The following is a 17,671-nucleotide window of genomic DNA, read 5'->3' on the forward strand; positions in this document are numbered from 1 at the left end:
AGTACGGACACTCACGTCCCGGAGGGGCGAGCACTACAGTGCGGGCCCATGCAGCACAACGACCGGACAGCGGGGGCGTAGCGGTGAAAATACGGGGCTCGCTCGTTCGGGAACTCCGCCGCAAAAAGGGATTCCGCACACAATCCGAATTGGCGCTGGCAGTGGGTTGCTCCCGCAGCACCGTGACCACGTGGGAGGCGTCGCGTGCGCTACCCCTGCCTCACCGACTTTCCCGGCTCGCCACTCTATTGGGGGTCTCCCCGGGGCAGCTGATCGAGGAATTATCCGAAGAGTCAACGCTGCGCGGTCTCCGTCTTGCCGCAGGTCTGCGGCAGGCGGATGTGGCAAGAGCTCTTCACCTCAGAGGAAAAGGCACATACAGCGATGTGGAGCGGGGCCGGCAGTCCATTCCTACGCGCTGGATTCCCACACTTGCGCGGCTCTTCGCGCAGAGGGAAGTCACGATCCGGAGATTATCCGCGGCGCCCCTTCATGGGGCGCAGTGACGTATAGCGGTTCAATGGGTTCTCTCTGCGGATCACATCGAGCGCAAGGGGCCAGAGGGTGGCCAGAATGACGGCTGCCAGACACGCCATTCCTCCGAGCGTGACCCATCCGACGAGGAGTCCGGGAAAGTCTGCATAGACACTACTGGCGGGTTCCACATCCCAGGATGCGAGCGTTTCCCCGATCACGGGGATGCGGGAGCGGTCGCCGCCCCACCAGTACCCGGAAGGGCAACCGGAGAGGAATCCGACCAGCGTCACGGCGGATCCCGCAGACGTCACCAAATCCGCTGCGCTGCGTCGCTTCGAGGCTCGGCCTATGATGGCTTCTGCCGCAGCCGTGACGTCTTCCTCTTCCGGCACGATTCGGGTCCCCGATGTCGTGTCAGGCCCGCGTGCTTTCCTGCCAGCGGGCGACCCAGTCTTTCAGCTCTTCCTCGGTGTAGTAGGTGGTCCGGCCGTCCGTCACCCCTTCGGGGAAGGCGATGCCCCGCTCCTCCGACCGCTTCTTGTACTGGCGAGCGGTGGAGTGCTTCCACGGCACGATGCCCGCGGCGCAGGCCTCGGCGAGCGAGTAGGTCTCGGGCAGGGCAGCGTCCTCGGCGGCCTCGCCCTTGGCACCCGCCACGGTCACACGAGCAGTCACACCAGCCGTGCCTGGCGCTGCGGTCACATGCGCTGAGCTGGCCGAATGGGGCGCTTGCCCCGCCGCTGCCGCGGGTGTGACCGAGGACGGGGCGTCGGGCCCGTACTTGCCTCCAGGGAGGAACGCGCCCACGGCGGCGACCAGGTCGGCCTCCTTCAGGATGTCGCCGGTGATCCACGGGGCGATCTCGCCGGCATCGAACCACGCGGGCGCCGGCGGGCACGCCGCGAGGTGTTCCGCGACCCGGGGCGTGATGTAGGCGGGCTGGAATTCCCGAACGAACAGATGGTCCGCGTCGGGAGCCTGCCGCTTGTCCGCGAAAGCGCCCCGGCCCTTCACGGTCGTGTCGTACTGGACGACCGGGGTGGACTGTCCGAACGCGACACCCCAGGAAATCCGGTCCTGAAGTCCGACGACAATCTTCGTGCCGATCTGAGAGCGCTCCATCGTGCCACCGAAGAACGAATTTGCGAACTGCTGCGTTCCGACGACGATACGGTGATCGCTGGACCGGCCCTGGAGAAGGATGATCGAGAACCAGTCCAGGAAGGGAGGCGTTCCCTTCCCCTTGAGTCCGTACCGCCACCACACGTAGGCCATTTTGATCAGAGTGGGAAGCTCGTCAATGACGAGCAGCCGCGGAATGAGCTGCGCCCGCGCACCCGGTGCCGCGTCCTTACCCATCGCGGCCTCGGCCGCCATCATCGACACCATGAACTCGCCGAACGCACCGATGCACGACCGGACTGTCTTGTGCACACGGACACCGGAATGCCCCTCGGCCTCGATGAGACTGTTCTGCTTAGTGTCGAGAATGTCGATCAGCTCGCCGTGCTGCCGGCCGTGCACGATCGGAATGTAGAGAACGGTCGACTTACCCGAACCGGTATCCCCGCCCACACCCCAGTGCGGGGTGGCGCTCTGCGTCTGCACCATCACGTCCACAATGCGGTTACCTTCGATGGCCTGACCCACGAAGACCTCGAACCGGTTACCGGTCGGCTTCCATTCCACGTAGGCGGGCAGGACCGGCTTCTCAGCGGGCTTCGGCTTCCGGGTCCACTGCACGTACTGGCTCGCCCCCGAGCGCTCCCACTGCGCCACCCATTCCCCGGGCACGCGGGTGTCGACCACATGCTGAAGGGCGCCCATGGAGTCCTTGCCGCCCATCCACTCCAGGGGCAGACGCAGAACGATCCGGGCCCCTTCACCTGACAGGTCACCATCGAGCCTGAGCCATTTTCCGCGAGGCTCATTTTCGTCAAGTCGAAGGACCTGACGGGCTCCCGCCCACACCGCGGGGCCGAGCAATTCGTCATCGGTCGGCGTGCGCGGCGTCCACCACGCGAATCCGCCGGGCCCGGCGAGCGCGACCAGAAACACGACGACCGCGGCGCCGATCAGCACGGTCACGGTGGCGTCCGGGTGCCGCCACAGGCCCCACGCGGCGGGGAGGGGGGCGAGGCGTACGAGGGAGCGGGCCGCCTGCGGCCAGCAGCCCCACACCGCCAGGGCACGGCCCATGCTCCCGAGCGCCCGGAAGGGCAGCGCCAGCGCGCGCAGGACCGGGGACGGCCGGGCACCGGTGGCGGGCTTCGCGAGCGACATTGCGGGCTCGGCGGCGCGTGGGGCGGGGACGGCGGCGACGTCGTCGACCGAGTCGCCGCCGTCGGTCCGGATGCCCGAGCGCCACCAGGTCGCCGTGCTGCGCGGCTCGCCGCTCAGGTCCCGGCCGGCGACGTACCGGCCGATGCCGCGGAAGAAGCCGCCCACGACGCGCTCGATGGCCCGGTTGAATTCCTCGTTCGGCCGACGGCTTCCGCCCTTGCCCTTGTCGTTGGCGACGTACGCCAGGACGGCGAGCGCCGCGAGCACGCCGCCGCCCCCGGGCAGTGCGTAGCCGGGCAGGTCCATCCCATCCCACGGGGCCGCAATGTCGATCAGCACCGGTGTCCCCCTCGTCCGTGATCGTGTCGACCCTATGCCGCATGCCGGCCTGGTTCCCGCGTGCTCACTGACCGGGCGACTCGTCACCGCGGGACGGCTGATGCTCCGTGATCGGTGGGCGTGGTCCGCCGACTCCGTCGTTGTTGCAGCGCTCCGTGGCGCAGGTTGATGGCTGTTCGCTGCGCTGGTCAGCCGCTCCGCTTCCCTGCCCCTGGACGAGGAGGACCAGAAGTGTCACCACGACCGCGCCCACCGTGATGGGCGTTGCCAGTTCCTTCCATTTGTGGGCCGCGTATGCAGCCAGCAGGCCGACCAGGAGCAAGACAATGACGTTCAGGTCGAGATGCCAGGTGTTCATCCCTGTGCCTTTCGGCTCGGGCCTGCTCGCCGCACTGTCCAGGTGGGGGCGAGCAGGCTCTGCTCGTAAGCCCCGGGCGGAGGTGCCAGGAGCCAGCCACTCCTGCGGGAGGGGCGCAGGGCTCCTGACATGCGAATGAGCCCGACACCTCTCCTTAAGGAGTGGTTCGGGCTCCTGGCTCGCGGGGCGAGCTAGAAAGATGTTCTGGCCTGCTGGGGTGCCATGCAATTATCCGGCGTCGTTTCGTCATTGACGAAACAGCGGCTAGTCCGGCGGCTCGTCCAGGGATGCAGCATGGATCCTGTACTGCACAACCGTGAGCAGGGACTTCAGCCCTGCCTCAAGGTCCAGCAGTTCCTGCATGGACGCCCGCGTTCTCCCCGTGTGGATGTCATCCCGGAGGTCTGACAGCCGCGCGGTGATGGCGGAAGTCTGAGACCAGGAGCGGTAGTCCTCCAGCTTGCGCTGCTGATGGGCGGCCTGCTTGCAGGTGGCGGAGCAGTACAGCGGCGGCCGACCAGTCCGAGCTCGGGGAATGAACCGCCCCTCACAGTGGGCACACTCACGACTTTCATCTGGTTCAGGCTGAAACGTGAACTTCCTCCTGTAGCGCCGTCTGCACGCCTCCGAACAGAAGAGTCTCGGTTTCCCACGTGGTGACTCGTACGGCACCGTCCAGCTGTTCTCGTTGCATTCCTGGCACCGGCGAACCAGCCCCGGCGGCTCGCTGGTCTCGTCTTCGGCCATGCCCTCAACGTACTGGTGAACGCCCACTGACACGGTCGCGCTGGCCGCCTGCTACTGGCGGTCGGCGGGCTGGCGGGTACTCGGCGACCGCATTGCGGAGGGAAAACGGCAACGCGGGCAGCTCCGGGCCTTCGCCGATGGTGGCCTTCCCTCCGTTCACCGCGCCGCGAGTGATCCCCACACTCATCGACATTGATCAAGTCGCGTGGCGGCGTCAAGGACGTCGCACAGCACCGCGAGGTCGTGGTCCAGGGTGGTTTGCGGGTCGTTGGCGAGGGTCTTGGGGATGGCGAGCACGCATCCGGTCACGGCGAGCACCGCAGCTTTCTGCTGTGCGGTGAGCCAGTCCGCTCCGGCCAGGGTGTAGGTGACGTCGAGCCGTTCCCGCAGGCCTTCGGCGACGCCTCCGAGGCCCCATGCGGCGACGTCGTCCCGGTCGTCGGGGTCGAGGCTGGACATCGCCTCTTCCACGGCGTCGGCCAGGTCGCCGACCCATCCGTCCGCGGATCCGGGTAGGGCGCGGAGCCATGTGGCGGCGCGGTGGCCGGCTTCGGCGGCCGCGTCGAGCTCGGCCGCGGCCGCCGCCTCCATGTCGAGTGCGGCGGCCGCGTCGGTGTCCTCGTGGTCGAGGTCGGCGTGGGCGGTGTAGTCGGTGGTCATGACCGGCTAACGGTCGTCGGGTGCCGGCGGTCGCGGGACTGCCGGCACCCGATGCCGGTCACCGGCGGCGGGCCAGGGCGAGCACGCCGGCGACGGCGCCGACCACACCGGCCAAGGCAGCCGTCACCTCCCGCAGACCCGGGTGGTCGTGGAGGAGGTCACCTCCAACGACCAGGACGAGGACGGCGGTCACGAAGCGGTGTCCGTACGCCGCCCACGGGCGGGCCGGCTCCGAGGCGGGGCGGGCCGCCGGCCGCGGGTCGGAGGCGGGGGTGGGCAGGTGGGTGGTGGACACGGCGGTCTCCCTCGGTTGACGGGTGGCACCGAGCGGTGCGGATCCGTACTGAAACGGAGTTGGGGGTTAGCCGCGCAAGCCCCGTCATCGTGGACAGCACAACGGCCGTATTCGATACCCTGACCTGCGGTTTTCTGGGTCAGGGGTATTGAATACGGCCTGGAGCACAGCTAGACGAGTTATTCCGAAGGGCTCAGGCGAGTTGTTTGTGCATGACGATGCATGGGCGGCCGTGCTGGTTGTCCGCGCGGCGGTCGATCTCCTGCCAGCCCAGGGCGCTCCAGAAGGCCAGGGAGGTCGGGGTGTTCTCCAGGACGGCCAGCCGGATGCCGTCCCGGCCTTCGCCCCGGAAGCGTTCTTCGACGAGTCCGGCCAGCAGTCGGCCGATGCCCTGGCGGTGGATGTCGCCGTGCACCAGCAGCAGTCCGATCCAGGGCTGGTCGTCGGCGGGATGACGGTCAAGCAGGCAGAGAAGGCCGACGAGTCGTCCGTCCTCGTCGCGGGCGATCAGAACCTCGCAGCCCTCAGTGTCGGCCTCTTCCCGCAGGTCGGCTTCGACCCGGTCGGCCGGGATGTGCTCGGGATCGTATTCGCCGGCGGCGCGGCAGTATTCGGGGTTGGTCGCGTAGAGATCGACCACCTCGGCGATCTCCTGCGGGGAGAAGCCGAGCGGGGCAAGGGAGAGCGTGGGCATGCGGGCCAGGGTAGCCAGCCGTGGCGGCCGCCACCGACCGCGAGCAGGAGGGTGTCCATGATCAGGTTGTGAAGACCGACTTGGACACCCTCCTCACCGCACTGTACGTGAAGATCGACGACGAGATCACCGACACCCGATTGCTGGGCCGGCCGCCCCGGCTGACCGACTCCGAACTGGTGACGCTCGCTGTCGCCCAGGCAATGCTCGGCTTCGCCTCGGAGTCCCGGTGGCTGCGGTTCGTACGCTCGCGCCTGGGCACGATGTTCCCGTACATCCCCCAGCAGCCGGGCTGGAACAAACGGCTGCGGGCCGCCCTGCCGCTGATCAAGAAGGCGATACGGCTCCTCGCGACGGACACCGACTTCTGGTTCGACAACCACTGGATCGTCGATTCGACGCCGGTGGAGTGCGCGCGCTCCCGTCCTGCGGTCAAGCGGTCGGACATGGCGGGCTGGGCCAGCTACGGGTACTGCGCCAGCCACTCACGGTTCTTCTGGGGCCTGCGGTTGTACCTGGTGTGCACCCCGGCCGGGATGCCGATCCTGTGGGCGCTGGCGAACCCGAAACTGGACGAGCGCGAGGTGCTGACCGCGATGCTCGACCGAGAACCCGAGGCGGTCACTGGCCGCCCGGGCCTGCTGCTGATCACGGACAAGGGCTTCGCCTCCCGGGAGTTCGAGGCCGATCTGGCCCAGCGAGGAGCCCAGTTGCTACGGCCGTCGTTCAAGCGGGAGACCCGGCGGGCGGGTGAGTCGCTGCTGAAGTCGGTGCGGCAGCTGATCGAGTCGGTCAACGACACCCTCAAGGGCCAACTCGACCTGGAACAACACGGCGGGCGGACCTTCGAGGGCGTCGCGGTCCGGGTCGCCCAGCGCGTCCTCGCCCTGGCCGCTGCCGTCTGGCACAACCACAAGACCGGCCAGCCAGTCACCCGCTCCCTGACCGCCTACGACCACTGATCACTTCGGAATGACTCGTCTAGGGGCAAGGCCCGCAACTCCCGCTTAGTGAGGGAGTTATGGGGCGCTGGGCGGGTTTTGTTACGCACCGATCGGGATCAGTTCGGATCAGTGGGGGCGCCGGTCGGCCGGCGGGGCGAGGCGGGCTCGGTCATACGATTGCCGCGTGACCGTACGCCGCACCCTCGGCCCCGGGCCGCAGGCCTCTGCCCCCATCCGCGCCGCCCAGGCCGATCTGAACGCGCTCCCGTCCGTTCATCTGCCCGACCTCGACGAGCTGCGCGGGCGCGGTGTGCTCGGGCCCCGCCGCCCGTTGGCCCCCAGCTCGCGCCGCGCGCTCGGCGCCGGCGCCACCGCCGACGAGGTGTAGCCAACGAGCCGTGGCTGCTGCGCGCGGGACAGGGCTCCACAGGACAGCCGGTCAGTTCTCGTCCATCAACTCGTCCAGCTCATCGGCGTCCGCGACTCCGGCGCGTAGTGCATGCCGAGTTCGGCCGCCGCGGTCTGCTTCAGCTCGTCGTACTCCTCCTCGGTCATGACCCGATCGTGCCGCACCTCCCCAGCCGGATCGGGGAGGCGGCACGCCGACTCCGGGTGAACAGCCCCTTCCGCCGGAACGGTTCAGCCGGCCTGCCGGTAGGCGCCAGCCGGGCGGACGAGTATCCGGCCCCATTTGGCGTTGATCTTGTCGAGTACCGGTTCGACGCGGTGGCGTGCCTCGCGCTCGGGGTCGAGGGACAGCTGTGTACCTGGCCCGGACTCGGTCGGGGCCAGCTCCTCGGCGGTCAGGACGAAGCCGCGGACGCGGGCGCGCTGGAAGGCGAGTCCGTCCCAGATCTGCCAGAGGGCGGTGCGCAGGTCGTCGCTGTGGGCGGAGGGCGCGGGCAGGCGGCGGGTCCGCTCGATGCGGGAGCCATCGGCGAGCCGTACGGAGAGGGTGAGGGCGCGGGCGATCTGGTCGCGGCCCCGGATCTTCTCGGCGAGCTCGGTGACGAGGTCGAGGAGCGCGGCGCGCAGCAGGACGGGATCGAGCATGTCCCGGCCGAAGGCGTGCGAGAGAGTCGCGGCGGCCGGCAGGCGGCGCGGGACGACCGGGCGCGGGTCGATGCCCCGGGCCCGCTGGCGCAGGGTCCGGCCGTACTTGCCGACGAGCCGGCACACGACGTCCTCCGGCTGCGCGGCGAGGGCACCGATGGTATGCAGCCCATACCGGCGCAGGGCCTCCGCCGTCTTGGTGCCGACGCCGTACAGCGCCCCGATGTCGAGCGGGGCCAGGAAGGCGTGGACGGCGCGGTCGTCGGGCAGCCACAGCACCCCGGACGGGCCGGTACGGGCCGACACGGTCGCGGCGGTCGCGATCGTGTCCGCGACGCCGATGTGGACGTCGATGCCGTGCAGCAGGGCGCGGACCCGGGCCTGTGCGGCGAGGGTGCCAGGGTCGGTGCGGTGCAGGCGAAGGACGCCGCCGATCTGGACGAGGCCGGCACCGGGCGGTACGGGCTGGACGACCGGGGAGAACTCGCCGAGGACGTCGAGCAGGTCCCGGTAGGCCTCCGGGCCGGTGTCCGGGTGGCAGCGCACATGCATGATCACGGACGGCGGGGTCATGCCGCACTCACCTCCTGGTCGTGCTCGGCGCGGACACGGTCGCGCAGCTCGACTCGGGCGGCCGGCCCCGCTCCCGACGTCGCCCACCAGGGGTGCCACCACAGCGCCACGGACAGGCGCAGGAGGCGCCGCCGCAGCGCGGTCGTGCTGCCGGAGCCAGCATGCGCGAGCGCGGCGTAGGTGGCCGTCCACGCGGTCTGGAGACGGACGAGGTCGTCGGGGATGGTGCGGTCTTCCACCCCTACACACAAACACGTGTTCGAATTCCGGAGCAAGCGGAATCCCGCTCCCCCGCCCCGCCGGCAACCCAGACGCCGCGCAGAGCCTGCGGTGCGCCGCCCGCGCCGCCTACCTGATCGCCGGACGCCTCTCCGGCCACGAACACGAGGCCGCCGCCGAACTGCGCGACACCATCGTGACCATCCGCGGCAACCGGCCCCACGACACCCCCCGCACCGACCATCAGCCGGACACAGCAGGCCAGACACTCTGAGCCGGCAGCCGATACGCGGGCCGTCGCCGATCTCGGCGCAGGCCTTCCCCATCGGCCGGAGAGAACAGCAAAAGGCCGCCGTCTCCAGCGAGACGACGGCCTTCAGTGACTCCCACGCGCCAACATGGGTGCCGAAATCCCTGCTCAGTCGGTATGCAGTCACCAGTAGTTCAGGGGGATCAAGTCCGGTGCACAAGCACCGTGGCTACATGTGTAATACCTCGGGCATCACCGCGCCAACTCAAGGTGAGCGTGTGTGAACCAAACCCCACCGTGCTGATGGAATGTCACATCGAGGCCCTGTCACCACATGACACCTGGAGGCGGCTACGCCGAGGGTCTACGGGGAAGAGCCGCTGGTGAGAGGGTCGGACTGATTTCCTATCAGAATTCGGGCGGCGAAATCCCCATCGAATTTCTGCAAGCGTGTTGCTGGGAACGCCAGTGAACCAAACCCGCGCCCCGGGCAATCCCCGTTCGGCGTAGCGGTGCCGGGCCTGACAGAATCATGATGTGAGCGGAGAGCGCCAACTCTCGTCACGCTCACACGTTTTGCAGTCACCAGTACGTCGGGCGAGGTGTCGTCCTCGCCCGACGATTCACCGAAGGGGGCACTTCCGTGTCCAGTTCCACTCCTGCCCGTCTCGTCCCGGCGCCCGCCCCGGACCAGGCCCGGCTGTCGCTGCCGCTCACGTTCGCGCTGATCGCGATCTTCCCCGTCCTCGGGGCCGTCCTGGCCCTTGCTGGCATGCCGACGAACGAAATCGTCCGGCTCCTTGGCTACTGCGCCGCCATCGGCGTCGTCACGGTGGTTGTCCTTGTTGCCGGCGGGCGGCGCCTTGCCGTCGGCCTGGCCGCCTTCTTCCTCGGCAACAACCAGTAGGCGGCGGGCATGGGACGCATCGAGAACCCCGTCGACTACACCGTGCGGCACCGGGGGATGCTCGCCGGCCTCCTGCGGGCCGAGCGCGCATCGTCCGGGCTGACTTACGCCGCGCTGGAGGCTGCGACGGGGATATCCGCCGCGACGCTCAAGCGTGCCGCGTCGGGCAAGTCCATCCCGGCGCAGAACACTGTCGAGGCCTTCCTCAAGGCCTGCGGAAGCGACCAGCGCACGGTCGCCACGGCCATGGGCCTCCGGCTCAAGGCCCGCCGTGACGAGCGCGGCGGGCACACCAGGGTCCTGGCCACCACGATCTCCACGCCCGATCAGCTGGCCGACGGCCTCACTGCGATCCACCAGAACTATGGAGCGCCGTCCTACCGTGAGATGCAGCGCCGAGCCGGTGGCAAGCACATGATCGCCACCAGCAGCATCTCCCGCATCCTCAACCGGCAGATGCTGCCCGTGGACGAGCGGCAGATGGCCGCCTTCCTCCAGGGCTGCGGGATGCCCGTCAAGCTCCACAAGGAGTGGCTGAACGCCTGGACCCGGGCCACCAGGCCGAAGGCGCCTGTGCACCCGCTCATCGGCTCGGCAACCGATGCACTGGACGCCGCGACGCACAACCTCTTCGCGGAGCTTGACGGCCTGCTGACACACGAGTCTGGCGATCGTCCACTGCCCTTCCGACGGCGGACGATGCTGCGCAGGGGAGACCTGCTGGCAGCCGCCACCTCGAGATTCAGGGACTCCGCCGCCCATCTCCACCACCAGACCGTGGCAGCCGCGCGGACATGACGGCCCTGCGGACTCTCCGCCGGGACCACACCACGGGCCGGTACGTCAGCATCCACCAGGCGTACCGGCCCGCACGGGAGGGGACCGAAGGAGGTGTACCGGCTCCGGGCCGCCGTGACCGCTGCTCCCGTCCGGCCGAGCCGGGCGAGCTCCGGGAGGACACCGCGGTGAGGGTGGCGGTATGGAGCTGCCCGTGCCGCTCGCGCTCGCACAGGCCGTGCCCCGCCTCCCGCACGACGGACCCGGGGTGTGGTGGTACGAGCCCAAATTCGACGGCCACCGGATGATCATGGAGCGCACCGCCGAGTCGGTACGGCTCTACGCCCGGTCCGGCCGGGTCGTCACCTCCCCGTGGATGGATCTAGCGGTGGCGGGGATGCGGCTGCTGCCCGGGACGGTGCTCGACGGCGAGGCCGTCATCTGGAATGCCGGGAAGCTCGACTTCGCGGCCGCGCAGGCCCGTGCGGCGTCCACGGTCGACCGGGCACGCGCGCTCGCCGAGCGCTTGCCCGCCTCGTACGTGGTGTGGGACCTCCTCGCCCACCCGGTGCTCGGCGACGTCCGCGGCCGCCGGTACACCGAGCGGCGCCGGCTGCTGCTCGACGTCCTCGCCGACGTCGTCCGCCGATCCAGCCGGTGCCGGCCACCGACGACTACGACACCGCCACCACCTGGTACGAGGCCCTGCGCGCGCAAGGGATCGAGGGGATCGTGGCCAAGCGGGCCGCGAGCGTTTACAAGGGCGGCCGGATCTGGGTCAAGGTCCGGCACGCGGAGACGGTAGACGCGGTTGTGGTTGGCTTCACCGGCACCCCCACGCAGCCGCGCATGCTCGCCGTCCGCCTCGCGGACGGCCGGGCGGTGCTCACGCAGCGGCTCCCCGCCGCGCTCGCCCGCGCCGTCGCCGCGTATCTCGCGGACGCGGGGCCCGGCGAACCGGCCGCCACAAGTGCGGGCGATCCTTACACCTCGACCGCAGTCGAGGACTTGGTGGTGGAGGTGCTGGAGGGCACCACTCGCCACCAGGTCGTCACCGCCACCCGTCTGCGCTGACCAACCGGAGCCGCCGTGCCGCAGTACAGGACCGCCGTCCAGTGGAGGCCGGGCGGCCCGCGGGTCACTGGCACATGGGCGACCGAAGGCCCGGCACGGACGCGGTGGACCGAGTGGGTCGGGCTGTACGGGGTGCCCGGGTCGACGGTGACCGTCGTCCTCGCCAAGGTGCTACCCGACGGCACCGAACGCGTCCTGAAGGCGTGGCCGCCGCCTGCCGAGGGCGGGGGCGGCTCGAAGTAGGGGCGGCCCGGCGGTACTGCCCCCGACACGTGTCCGGGCGCCGGGCCTAACCCACGCACTCCATACCGGCGCGGGCCGCAGACGACCCTAGCCGTCGTCGGCCGTTCGTGTTGGCCTGCACAGCACAAAGGGTGGTGTCCGGAGCGGGGCGACTTCGTTCGGCCGACCAACGTCTTGAGGGCATCCCCGAGTCGGGGATGCCCTCAAGGAGAAGCGCGAGCGTCGCAGCCTGTCACGGCCCCGCCAGCTGCCGATTCTTTACGGCGTAAAGATCTCAGCGGTAGAGCTTCATCTGCCGTCCGATCCTGGTGTAGGCCACGGCGGCATCGGACTTGGGGCTGTAGAGGGTGACCGGCAGGGATGCGGAGTAGGCCTCGGGCACCTTGACGTCGTTGCGGACGGTCGGGTCAACGACGAGGGTGCCGTACGCCTCGCGGATCTGCTTCTCTATGTCGCGGTAGACCTTGCCCTGCGAGTCGCTGGTGACACCTTCGCCGATCACGACCCAGTCGAGGGCGTTGCGCATGCCCATGAACTGGTAGTCGGCGTGCAGCTCGGCGATCTTGCTTTCCAGTTCGGTGAGGCCGCGGGCCTCCTTCTCCTGGCTCTTCGTGCAGCCGACGATTTCGTCCCCGGCGATGATCGCGCCCACGGTTCCGATCTTCAGGTCACCGGGGCAGTCCAGGAGGATGGCGTCGAACCGGCCGCGCAGCTCGGGCAGCAGCTTGAACAGCCAGAGTTCTCGGGCGGTCTGCTCGGCCAGTTTGAAGTCAAGGCGGTCGAGCTTGCTCGACTCCAGGACGAGCGAGAGGCCGGCGATCGGCTCTCCCGTCCGGCTGTGCCGGGCGGGCACGACGGCCTCGGCCAGCGAACAGACGCCGTCCACGACGTCGAAGAGCGTGGGCAGTTCCTCGTCACCGTCCGGGTCGTCGTAGCCCAGCAGGCGCGAGACGTCCCGCTGCCTGTCCATCCCGATGACGCAGACCTTCTTCTTGTGCGTGGCGGCCGCGTGGGCGACCGCTGCGGCGAAGGTGCTTTTCCCTGAGCCGGCGGAGCCGTTGGTGAGGGTCAGGACACGGGTCTTGCGGCCGGTGTCCTCGGGGAGTGCCAGAGGGGCGTTAGTCACGGTCGTCTCCGGTCTACGCCGTCGGGGCGAGCGCGGCGTCGGTGGTGGGCTGGTAGTCGGTGTGCGTCTCCAGCCAGTCGGTGAACGCGCGGGCGTGGGCGGCATCGTCGCCGTTGGTGCGGGTCATGTGGAGCTCGCAGTGCGCGAGAGCGAGGGCGAGGGCGGCTTGCTGCTGCTGTTCGGAGCTTTCGGCGCCGGCGAGCGTGGCCAGGTGCAGGGCCGAGGCGCTGGCGCCGGCCTCGCCGAGCCAGTGGGAGGCGAGCGCGACAGCCTCGTCCGGCGCGGCGGGTGACTGCATGGCGATGATGCTCACGCGGGGGAGATCACCGGTGAGCGCCACGACGGCCATGAGGCATGCGTCGCGGCGCGCCACCGTCTCGCCGTCCAGGGCGGCGCCGGTGCCGGCGCCGCCCTGGGGCGGGACCTTCTTCGTCGGCTTGGCCGGCTTCTTCTCCGAGGGGGCCTCTGCGCGCTTGGCGGCGAGCCTGCGCTGGTCCTCCCAGGCCTTGAGCTGCTGGTCCCGGTCCCTGATCTTTCCGAGGTCGCGGGCGAGCTCGATCGTCATTCCGTCGGTACGGGTTTCCAGCGCCTCGCGCACCTCGGGCTGGAGGTTGTGGAGCCGACGGCGCTGCGATACCCACCCGGGCGACTTCCCGAGCTGATGGGCCACCGCATCGTAGGTCCCGAACTCGGCCTTCAGCTCCTCGATCGTGGCGAGCTCTTCAAACGGCTTGAGCTCTTCGCGGGCCAGGTTCTCCGTCGCGGCAGCAATGAGGATGTCCCGGCGGGACTTGGCCTTGGTGTTCACGTGGACAGGCAGGGCCTTCAGCCCTGCGTGGTGAGCCGCGGCCAGGCGTCGGTTTCCGCCGATGACGACGTAGTCGGCGTCGGCGACGGCGTCGTCGTTCTCGGGGAAGGCAGCTACGAAGGTGGCGGCAGGGATGACGACGCAGGGCTGCAGGACACCGCTGGTCTCAAAGGTGGCCGCGAGCCCTTCGACGGCGTCAAGGCTCGCACGAGCGTTCCGCGGGTTGTATGCGAGGCTTGTGAGAGGCACATCCCGCCCCGCCACACCGCCGCCTTCGCCGGTGTTGGCGCCACCGGCGGCGGCCAGGCGTTCGGCTTCCCGCAGCCTCCGCCGTTCCGCCACGGAAAGTCCGCTGTTCTGCGCGCCGGCCATGTCGCTCCTGAAGGTGGTACTGGTTCCGTCTTGAGCCGGAGCTTAACGACCGCGGCACCGCTCTCGGACGCTCCCCACTCTTTACGCCGTAAAGATGCGGGGCCGTGCACCCCGTCACGCCCCACCGTCTTTACGCCGTGAAGATCCCTTCGAGGTGCCCGCCGCCCGCCAAGGGGGCTCCCCCGCCACACATGTGGTGAACGGTCAGCAGGCCCACCCAGTCCCGGGCACGCCCAAGAGGTGGGGCTCAGCTGAGCCCCACCTCTTGGGCCCGGGTGCAGGTAGGGGGCGGACGGGCCGCGCCTACACGGGCCGATGCCGGGGTGCCGGTCACGACGCGGAGTTGTGGTCCTTGGTCGCCGCAAGGGCGAGCCCGGCGACCACCACGAAGGTGTAGGCGCCGGACTTCACGGCGTCGTTGATGGGGTCGCCGGTCGCGGCACAGAAGATTCCGGCGACGAGCGCGGCGATGCCGGCGATCAGGCCGATGATGACGAGGCGGGTGCTGCGGTTGTCCATGCGGTGTCTCCCAGAGATCAGGGGTGACCACGCACAGACGCCGTGACGGCAGCCAGCCTGGCCACCCCGCGGATAAGTGCGGGTGGTCATGCCGAGCGCTGCCGGTAGGCGCACGGTGGGCTTGGCTGCCTGGGGTCTGGCTCCTACACGGACATGTGCGGACTGCTGCAGACACACGCAGAACAACTGGTCTCCCCGGATGTTCACCGGCCGGGGATCGCAACCTCCAGTCTACCGGGACCCCCTGACACCGAGCAGCCGGTTTTCCGGGGTCGGGGCAGGCGCTGGAACGGCGAGGGGCGGCACCCGGGTGGGTGCCGCCCCTCGGCGTGTGGCGGTGCGGTCAGCCGGCGTATCCACCGGCGATGAGGTCAGCGGCGGCCTGGCGACGCTCTGAGGCGACGGTGCGCGAGACGCCGATCTCCTCGCCCACTTCCTCCAGCGACACCGCGTACATGTCCGGCACGGCGGGGCGCTGGTCGTCGGGAAGAGCAGCGTGGGCGGCCAGGATCATGCGGGCGACCTTCCGTTCGGCGCGCTCGCGGGGGGAGAGGCGCGCGATGTCCTCGGCCTCCTGCGCGGCGAGCTCGGCGCGGGCGGCGGTCTCGCGGGCGACAGCTGCGGCAGCCGCTTCCTCCGCGGCCACCCTTTCCGCGGTCTTCTGCCGGGCGATGTTCTCCAGACGCTCCGCCTCCAGACGCTCCGCCTCCGACTTCGCTGCGGCGGCCTCCGCCGCCTGCTTCCGGTCGGCCTCGGCGGCCTCCGCCTCCTTCTTCTTCACCGTGGCGGCCGCCTCGGCAATCGCCCGGTCGTGCTCCTCTGCGGCCCGGCGGGCGGCCAGGGTTCGGGCCTCGGCCTCGGCCTCGGCGGCGGTCTTCTCAGCCTGCTCCTCCCGCTGCGCGATCCGCTCCGCCTCTGCCGCTGCGCGTTCCGCCGCCTTGCGTTCGGCCTCCGCCGTGAGTCGGGCGGTGTGCTCGGCTGTGTCCGCCTGCACGACGGCAGCGGCAGCGGCGGCCTTCGCCTCGGCCTCGGCGGCGAGGGTGCCGGCGGTCGTCGTGTGCTCGGCCGTCGTCACCTTCGCGTCGATGGCCATCTCACGGATCCGGGCGTCTGCGTTGCGCTCCTTGGCGTCCAGGGCGCGGTCCTGCTCGGCGGCCGCGGCGGCCGCGATCCGCTCGGCCTCGGCGGCCTGGCGGCGGTCCTCGTCTTCCTGCTGCTTGCGGGGCAGCGCCAGGGACTCGTCCACGCTCAGACCGAACGAGGCCATGGTGAAGGGCAGCAGGGCCTCGGCGCCGGCCTTCTTCTTCCAGCCCCGGCCGTACTTGTGCTGGAGCCAGGCCCGGTAGACGGTCCGGTCCTTCTCCATCTCGACCATCCGCGCATACGAGGTGACCTGCCACAGCTTCATACGCCGGTACAGGCTCCAGGTCTTGAAGGGCGACAGGATCCAGCGGTGCAGGGGCACCGTGTCCGACTCCGCGCCAAGGACCAGTTTGTTTGTGCGGATGATCAGGTGCCGGACGGCCTCGACCACGGCGACGAACAGCACCGGCAGGACACCGTGCATGGCCGCGCCGAGTGGGTCGGCCTCGACCGGCTTGGTGCCGGAGGCGGCGTTGAAAACGATGGTCGCGGCGGTCAGCATGTGCGCGATCAGCCGGAGCAGGGGCTTGGGCATTCGCCGCCAAACCAGGACGAGGTCCAGGCCGTACATGGCGACGATGCCGGCGTCGATCCCGACCGGGAAGGCATACGCGAAGTCGCCGAAGCCGTGGCGCAGGGCGAGGCTGCGCAGGCCGTCGTAGGAGCCGACGAAGCCGATACCGGCGACGACGGCGGCGCATACGGCAGAGGCGCCGATGACCCATCGCATGGCGCGGGCCGACCAGCGCTTCGGGGTGGCGCCGGGCTCGGGCGGTGCGGCCTGTTCGCGCGGCGGAGCGCCCTTGCGGGCGAGCGGAATGGTCGCGCCGGGCTCACGGTCGGCGGTGGACGCGGCCGGGTTCTTGGTGATCGTCTGCGAGTCCTGCACCCGGGCAGTCTCCCCCGTCTCGGGCGCGGGCGGAGCACCGGCCCCATCGAGCGGAGCCGTTCCGGTCGTGTGCGGAACGGCGGGCGCGGGTTGCGGAACGGCCGGGCGGACCGTCCCGTTCACCGCCTGCGGGTAGGTTTCGAGCTGCGTCACGGGTACCTCCGTGGTCGTAGGGCGGGGCCGGAGGGTGCGATCTCCTGGCCCCGCTTCGTAGGTGGGGATGGGTCGGGAGTGGCTCCCGACCCGTCGGGCCGCAGTGGCCTGCCCCTGGTGGGGTGCTCTTCTGCGGCAGGGTGTCGGTCCGTCAGCTGCGCGAGAGGTGCGCAGCAGCGTGGGCGGCGGCCTGGCGGGCGAGGCGTAGTTCGGCTGCGGAGACTTCCGGGTCGGCCGCAGCCTGGCTCAACCACTTCTGGATGTCGCCGGCGTCCCACGTGTGCATGTCGTGCGGGATGAGGATCACTTCGGCCTCCAGGCGCCGCAGTAGCTGTGGCAGCTCGCGCACTTGCCGTTGGTGGTCGGGGTGTCGGACCAGGTGCCGCAGCCGGAGCACTGCCACAGGTGCCGTGCGGCCCTGGCCAGGGCGAGGAGGGTGGTCATCGCGCCCCTCCGATCCAGGCCACCAGGCGGGTGGTCCAGCCGCCGCAGCGGTGGCAGACCCACTGCTTGGTCTTCTGGTCGAGCTTCATCGGGCGGCCGTGGCAGGACGGCCGGGTGTGCCGGCTCACGACTTCCTCCCGAAGAGGCGTCCGCCGCTGCCGTTGCCGGAGCCGGGCTTGCTGGTGGGCTCGGACCGCTTCGTCCAGCCGCCGCGGCTGGAGGAGTAGTCGGTCTCGTGTCCCTCGAGCCGGGGGTCGTTGGGCTCAACCTTGGGTCGGCGAAGTGCCATGATGGGAACTCCTGTTCCGGATGGGATGGGATCCG

Annotated in this window: 24 protein-coding genes; 8 read left to right on the forward strand and 16 right to left on the reverse strand. The window is 69.9% G+C overall.

Going from position 1 to position 17,671, the window contains the following annotated elements:
* Positions 1 to 83: 83 nt before the first annotated feature.
* On the forward strand, positions 84 to 506 hold the full coding sequence (locus AB0M18_RS31800; protein ID WP_365764178.1) for a helix-turn-helix transcriptional regulator: 423 nt from the start codon (positions 84 to 86) through the stop codon (positions 504 to 506).
* 385 nt (positions 507 to 891) lie between these two features.
* On the opposite strand, the gene AB0M18_RS31805 is transcribed toward AB0M18_RS31800, so the two are convergent.
* The 6 genes from AB0M18_RS31805 to AB0M18_RS31830 all read right to left on the reverse strand — a co-directional run bounded on the left by AB0M18_RS31805 (position 892) and on the right by AB0M18_RS31830 (position 5,853).
* Positions 892 to 3,099 carry a hypothetical protein gene (locus AB0M18_RS31805; RefSeq protein ID WP_365764180.1) on the reverse strand — a complete coding sequence of 736 codons (2,208 nt, stop codon included), beginning with the start codon at positions 3,097 to 3,099 and terminating at the stop codon, positions 892 to 894.
* Between the two features lie 64 nt (positions 3,100 to 3,163).
* Positions 3,164 to 3,457, reverse strand: a complete 294-nt coding sequence (locus tag AB0M18_RS31810; RefSeq protein ID WP_365764182.1) for a hypothetical protein — start codon at positions 3,455 to 3,457, stop codon at positions 3,164 to 3,166.
* Positions 3,458 to 3,721: 264 nt separating this feature from the next.
* Complete coding sequence (locus AB0M18_RS31815; RefSeq protein WP_365764184.1) at positions 3,722 to 4,204, reverse strand: hypothetical protein; 483 nt, start codon at positions 4,202 to 4,204, stop codon at positions 3,722 to 3,724.
* Between the two features lie 183 nt (positions 4,205 to 4,387).
* Positions 4,388 to 4,864, reverse strand: a complete 477-nt coding sequence (locus AB0M18_RS31820; protein ID WP_365764186.1) for a hypothetical protein — start codon at positions 4,862 to 4,864, stop codon at positions 4,388 to 4,390.
* Positions 4,865 to 4,922: 58 nt separating this feature from the next.
* Positions 4,923 to 5,159, reverse strand: coding sequence for a hypothetical protein (locus AB0M18_RS31825; RefSeq protein ID WP_365764188.1), 237 nt, complete (start codon positions 5,157 to 5,159; stop codon positions 4,923 to 4,925).
* A gap of 193 nt (positions 5,160 to 5,352) precedes the next feature.
* Complete coding sequence (locus AB0M18_RS31830; protein ID WP_365764190.1) at positions 5,353 to 5,853, reverse strand: GNAT family N-acetyltransferase; 501 nt, start codon at positions 5,851 to 5,853, stop codon at positions 5,353 to 5,355.
* A gap of 68 nt (positions 5,854 to 5,921) precedes the next feature.
* Between AB0M18_RS31830 and AB0M18_RS31835 the strand changes: the two genes are divergently transcribed.
* Positions 5,922 to 6,815 (forward strand): IS982 family transposase, encoded by an 894-nt coding sequence (locus tag AB0M18_RS31835; protein ID WP_365764192.1) that lies wholly within the window; start codon positions 5,922 to 5,924, stop codon positions 6,813 to 6,815.
* 166 nt (positions 6,816 to 6,981) lie between these two features.
* Positions 6,982 to 7,185: a hypothetical protein gene (locus tag AB0M18_RS31840; protein ID WP_365764194.1), complete on the forward strand. Its 204-nt coding sequence runs from the start codon at positions 6,982 to 6,984 to the stop codon at positions 7,183 to 7,185.
* Positions 7,186 to 7,436: 251 nt separating this feature from the next.
* Here AB0M18_RS31840 and AB0M18_RS31845 read toward each other — a convergent pair whose 3' ends face one another.
* Positions 7,437 to 8,423, reverse strand: a complete 987-nt coding sequence (locus tag AB0M18_RS31845; protein ID WP_365764196.1) for a hypothetical protein — start codon at positions 8,421 to 8,423, stop codon at positions 7,437 to 7,439.
* Positions 8,420 to 8,662 carry a hypothetical protein gene (locus AB0M18_RS31850; RefSeq protein ID WP_365764198.1) on the reverse strand — a complete coding sequence of 81 codons (243 nt, stop codon included), beginning with the start codon at positions 8,660 to 8,662 and terminating at the stop codon, positions 8,420 to 8,422. Before AB0M18_RS31850 ends, AB0M18_RS31845 begins: the two co-directional genes overlap by 4 nt.
* An 873-nt stretch (positions 8,663 to 9,535) precedes the next feature.
* Between AB0M18_RS31850 and AB0M18_RS31855 the strand changes: the two genes are divergently transcribed.
* The 5 genes from AB0M18_RS31855 (at position 9,536) to AB0M18_RS31875 (ending at position 11,893) form a co-directional block, all read left to right on the forward strand.
* Positions 9,536 to 9,799: a hypothetical protein gene (locus AB0M18_RS31855; protein ID WP_365764200.1), complete on the forward strand. Its 264-nt coding sequence runs from the start codon at positions 9,536 to 9,538 to the stop codon at positions 9,797 to 9,799.
* Between the two features lie 9 nt (positions 9,800 to 9,808).
* Complete coding sequence (locus AB0M18_RS31860) at positions 9,809 to 10,597, forward strand: helix-turn-helix transcriptional regulator (RefSeq protein ID WP_365764202.1); 789 nt, start codon at positions 9,809 to 9,811, stop codon at positions 10,595 to 10,597.
* A 181-nt stretch (positions 10,598 to 10,778) separates the two neighbouring features.
* Positions 10,779 to 11,381 carry a hypothetical protein gene (locus tag AB0M18_RS31865; protein ID WP_365764204.1) on the forward strand — a complete coding sequence of 201 codons (603 nt, stop codon included), beginning with the start codon at positions 10,779 to 10,781 and terminating at the stop codon, positions 11,379 to 11,381.
* Between the two features lie 44 nt (positions 11,382 to 11,425).
* Positions 11,426 to 11,650, forward strand: a complete 225-nt coding sequence (locus AB0M18_RS31870; protein WP_365764206.1) for a hypothetical protein — start codon at positions 11,426 to 11,428, stop codon at positions 11,648 to 11,650.
* Between the two features lie 15 nt (positions 11,651 to 11,665).
* On the forward strand, positions 11,666 to 11,893 hold the full coding sequence (locus tag AB0M18_RS31875) for a hypothetical protein (protein ID WP_365764208.1): 228 nt from the start codon (positions 11,666 to 11,668) through the stop codon (positions 11,891 to 11,893).
* A 274-nt stretch (positions 11,894 to 12,167) separates the two neighbouring features.
* Here AB0M18_RS31875 and AB0M18_RS31880 read toward each other — a convergent pair whose 3' ends face one another.
* The 8 genes from AB0M18_RS31880 to AB0M18_RS31915 all read right to left on the reverse strand — a co-directional run bounded on the left by AB0M18_RS31880 (position 12,168) and on the right by AB0M18_RS31915 (position 17,636).
* The gene (locus AB0M18_RS31880; RefSeq protein ID WP_365764210.1) at positions 12,168 to 13,019 is read right to left on the reverse strand and encodes a ParA family protein; all 852 of its coding nucleotides are present in this window, start codon (positions 13,017 to 13,019) and stop codon (positions 12,168 to 12,170) included.
* A gap of 13 nt (positions 13,020 to 13,032) precedes the next feature.
* The gene (locus AB0M18_RS31885; RefSeq protein ID WP_365764212.1) at positions 13,033 to 14,199 is read right to left on the reverse strand and encodes a ParB/RepB/Spo0J family partition protein; all 1,167 of its coding nucleotides are present in this window, start codon (positions 14,197 to 14,199) and stop codon (positions 13,033 to 13,035) included.
* Between the two features lie 330 nt (positions 14,200 to 14,529).
* Positions 14,530 to 14,718, reverse strand: coding sequence for a hypothetical protein (locus AB0M18_RS31890; RefSeq protein WP_365764213.1), 189 nt, complete (start codon positions 14,716 to 14,718; stop codon positions 14,530 to 14,532).
* Between the two features lie 343 nt (positions 14,719 to 15,061).
* Positions 15,062 to 16,903, reverse strand: coding sequence for a DUF2637 domain-containing protein (locus AB0M18_RS31895; protein ID WP_365764215.1), 1,842 nt, complete (start codon positions 16,901 to 16,903; stop codon positions 15,062 to 15,064).
* Positions 16,904 to 17,054: 151 nt separating this feature from the next.
* A complete protein-coding gene (locus tag AB0M18_RS31900; protein ID WP_365764217.1) occupies positions 17,055 to 17,210 on the reverse strand; it encodes a hypothetical protein in 156 nt (51 codons plus the stop codon).
* Entirely contained in the window at positions 17,207 to 17,347 is a 141-nt protein-coding gene (locus tag AB0M18_RS31905) for a hypothetical protein (protein WP_365764219.1), read from the reverse strand. Before AB0M18_RS31905 ends, AB0M18_RS31900 begins: the two co-directional genes overlap by 4 nt.
* Positions 17,344 to 17,475, reverse strand: a complete 132-nt coding sequence (locus tag AB0M18_RS31910; protein ID WP_365764221.1) for a hypothetical protein — start codon at positions 17,473 to 17,475, stop codon at positions 17,344 to 17,346. Before AB0M18_RS31910 ends, AB0M18_RS31905 begins: the two co-directional genes overlap by 4 nt.
* Entirely contained in the window at positions 17,472 to 17,636 is a 165-nt protein-coding gene (locus AB0M18_RS31915) for a hypothetical protein (RefSeq protein WP_365764223.1), read from the reverse strand. The genes AB0M18_RS31910 and AB0M18_RS31915 overlap by 4 nt, the downstream gene beginning before the upstream one ends.
* Between the last annotated feature and the right edge of the window lie 35 nt (positions 17,637 to 17,671).

It is taken from the genome of Streptomyces sp. NPDC051909, from assembly GCF_040681095.1.
In the GTDB taxonomy this organism is placed as follows: Bacteria; Actinomycetota; Actinomycetes; order Streptomycetales; family Streptomycetaceae; genus Streptomyces.

Bases quoted from the DNA above. Each gene is read 5' to 3' on its own strand.
- AB0M18_RS31905 (WP_365764219.1), bottom strand. From the start codon at position 17,347: ATGACCACCCTCCTCGCCCTGGCCAGGGCCGCACGGCACCTGTGGCAG.
- AB0M18_RS31860 (WP_365764202.1), top strand. From the start codon at position 9,809: ATGGGACGCATCGAGAACCCCGTCGACTACACCGTGCGGCACCGGGGG.
- AB0M18_RS31865 (WP_365764204.1), top strand. From the start codon at position 10,779: ATGGAGCTGCCCGTGCCGCTCGCGCTCGCACAGGCCGTGCCCCGCCTC.
- AB0M18_RS31885 (WP_365764212.1), bottom strand. From the start codon at position 14,199: ATGGCCGGCGCGCAGAACAGCGGACTTTCCGTGGCGGAACGGCGGAGG.
- AB0M18_RS31915 (WP_365764223.1), bottom strand. From the start codon at position 17,636: ATGGCACTTCGCCGACCCAAGGTTGAGCCCAACGACCCCCGGCTCGAG.
- AB0M18_RS31820 (WP_365764186.1), bottom strand. From the start codon at position 4,864: ATGACCACCGACTACACCGCCCACGCCGACCTCGACCACGAGGACACC.
- AB0M18_RS31815 (WP_365764184.1), bottom strand. From the start codon at position 4,204: ATGGCCGAAGACGAGACCAGCGAGCCGCCGGGGCTGGTTCGCCGGTGC.
- AB0M18_RS31890 (WP_365764213.1), bottom strand. From the start codon at position 14,718: ATGGACAACCGCAGCACCCGCCTCGTCATCATCGGCCTGATCGCCGGC.
- AB0M18_RS31830 (WP_365764190.1), bottom strand. From the start codon at position 5,853: ATGCCCACGCTCTCCCTTGCCCCGCTCGGCTTCTCCCCGCAGGAGATC.
- AB0M18_RS31845 (WP_365764196.1), bottom strand. From the start codon at position 8,423: ATGACCCCGCCGTCCGTGATCATGCATGTGCGCTGCCACCCGGACACC.
- AB0M18_RS31870 (WP_365764206.1), top strand. From the start codon at position 11,426: ATGCTCGCCGTCCGCCTCGCGGACGGCCGGGCGGTGCTCACGCAGCGG.
- AB0M18_RS31810 (WP_365764182.1), bottom strand. From the start codon at position 3,457: ATGAACACCTGGCATCTCGACCTGAACGTCATTGTCTTGCTCCTGGTC.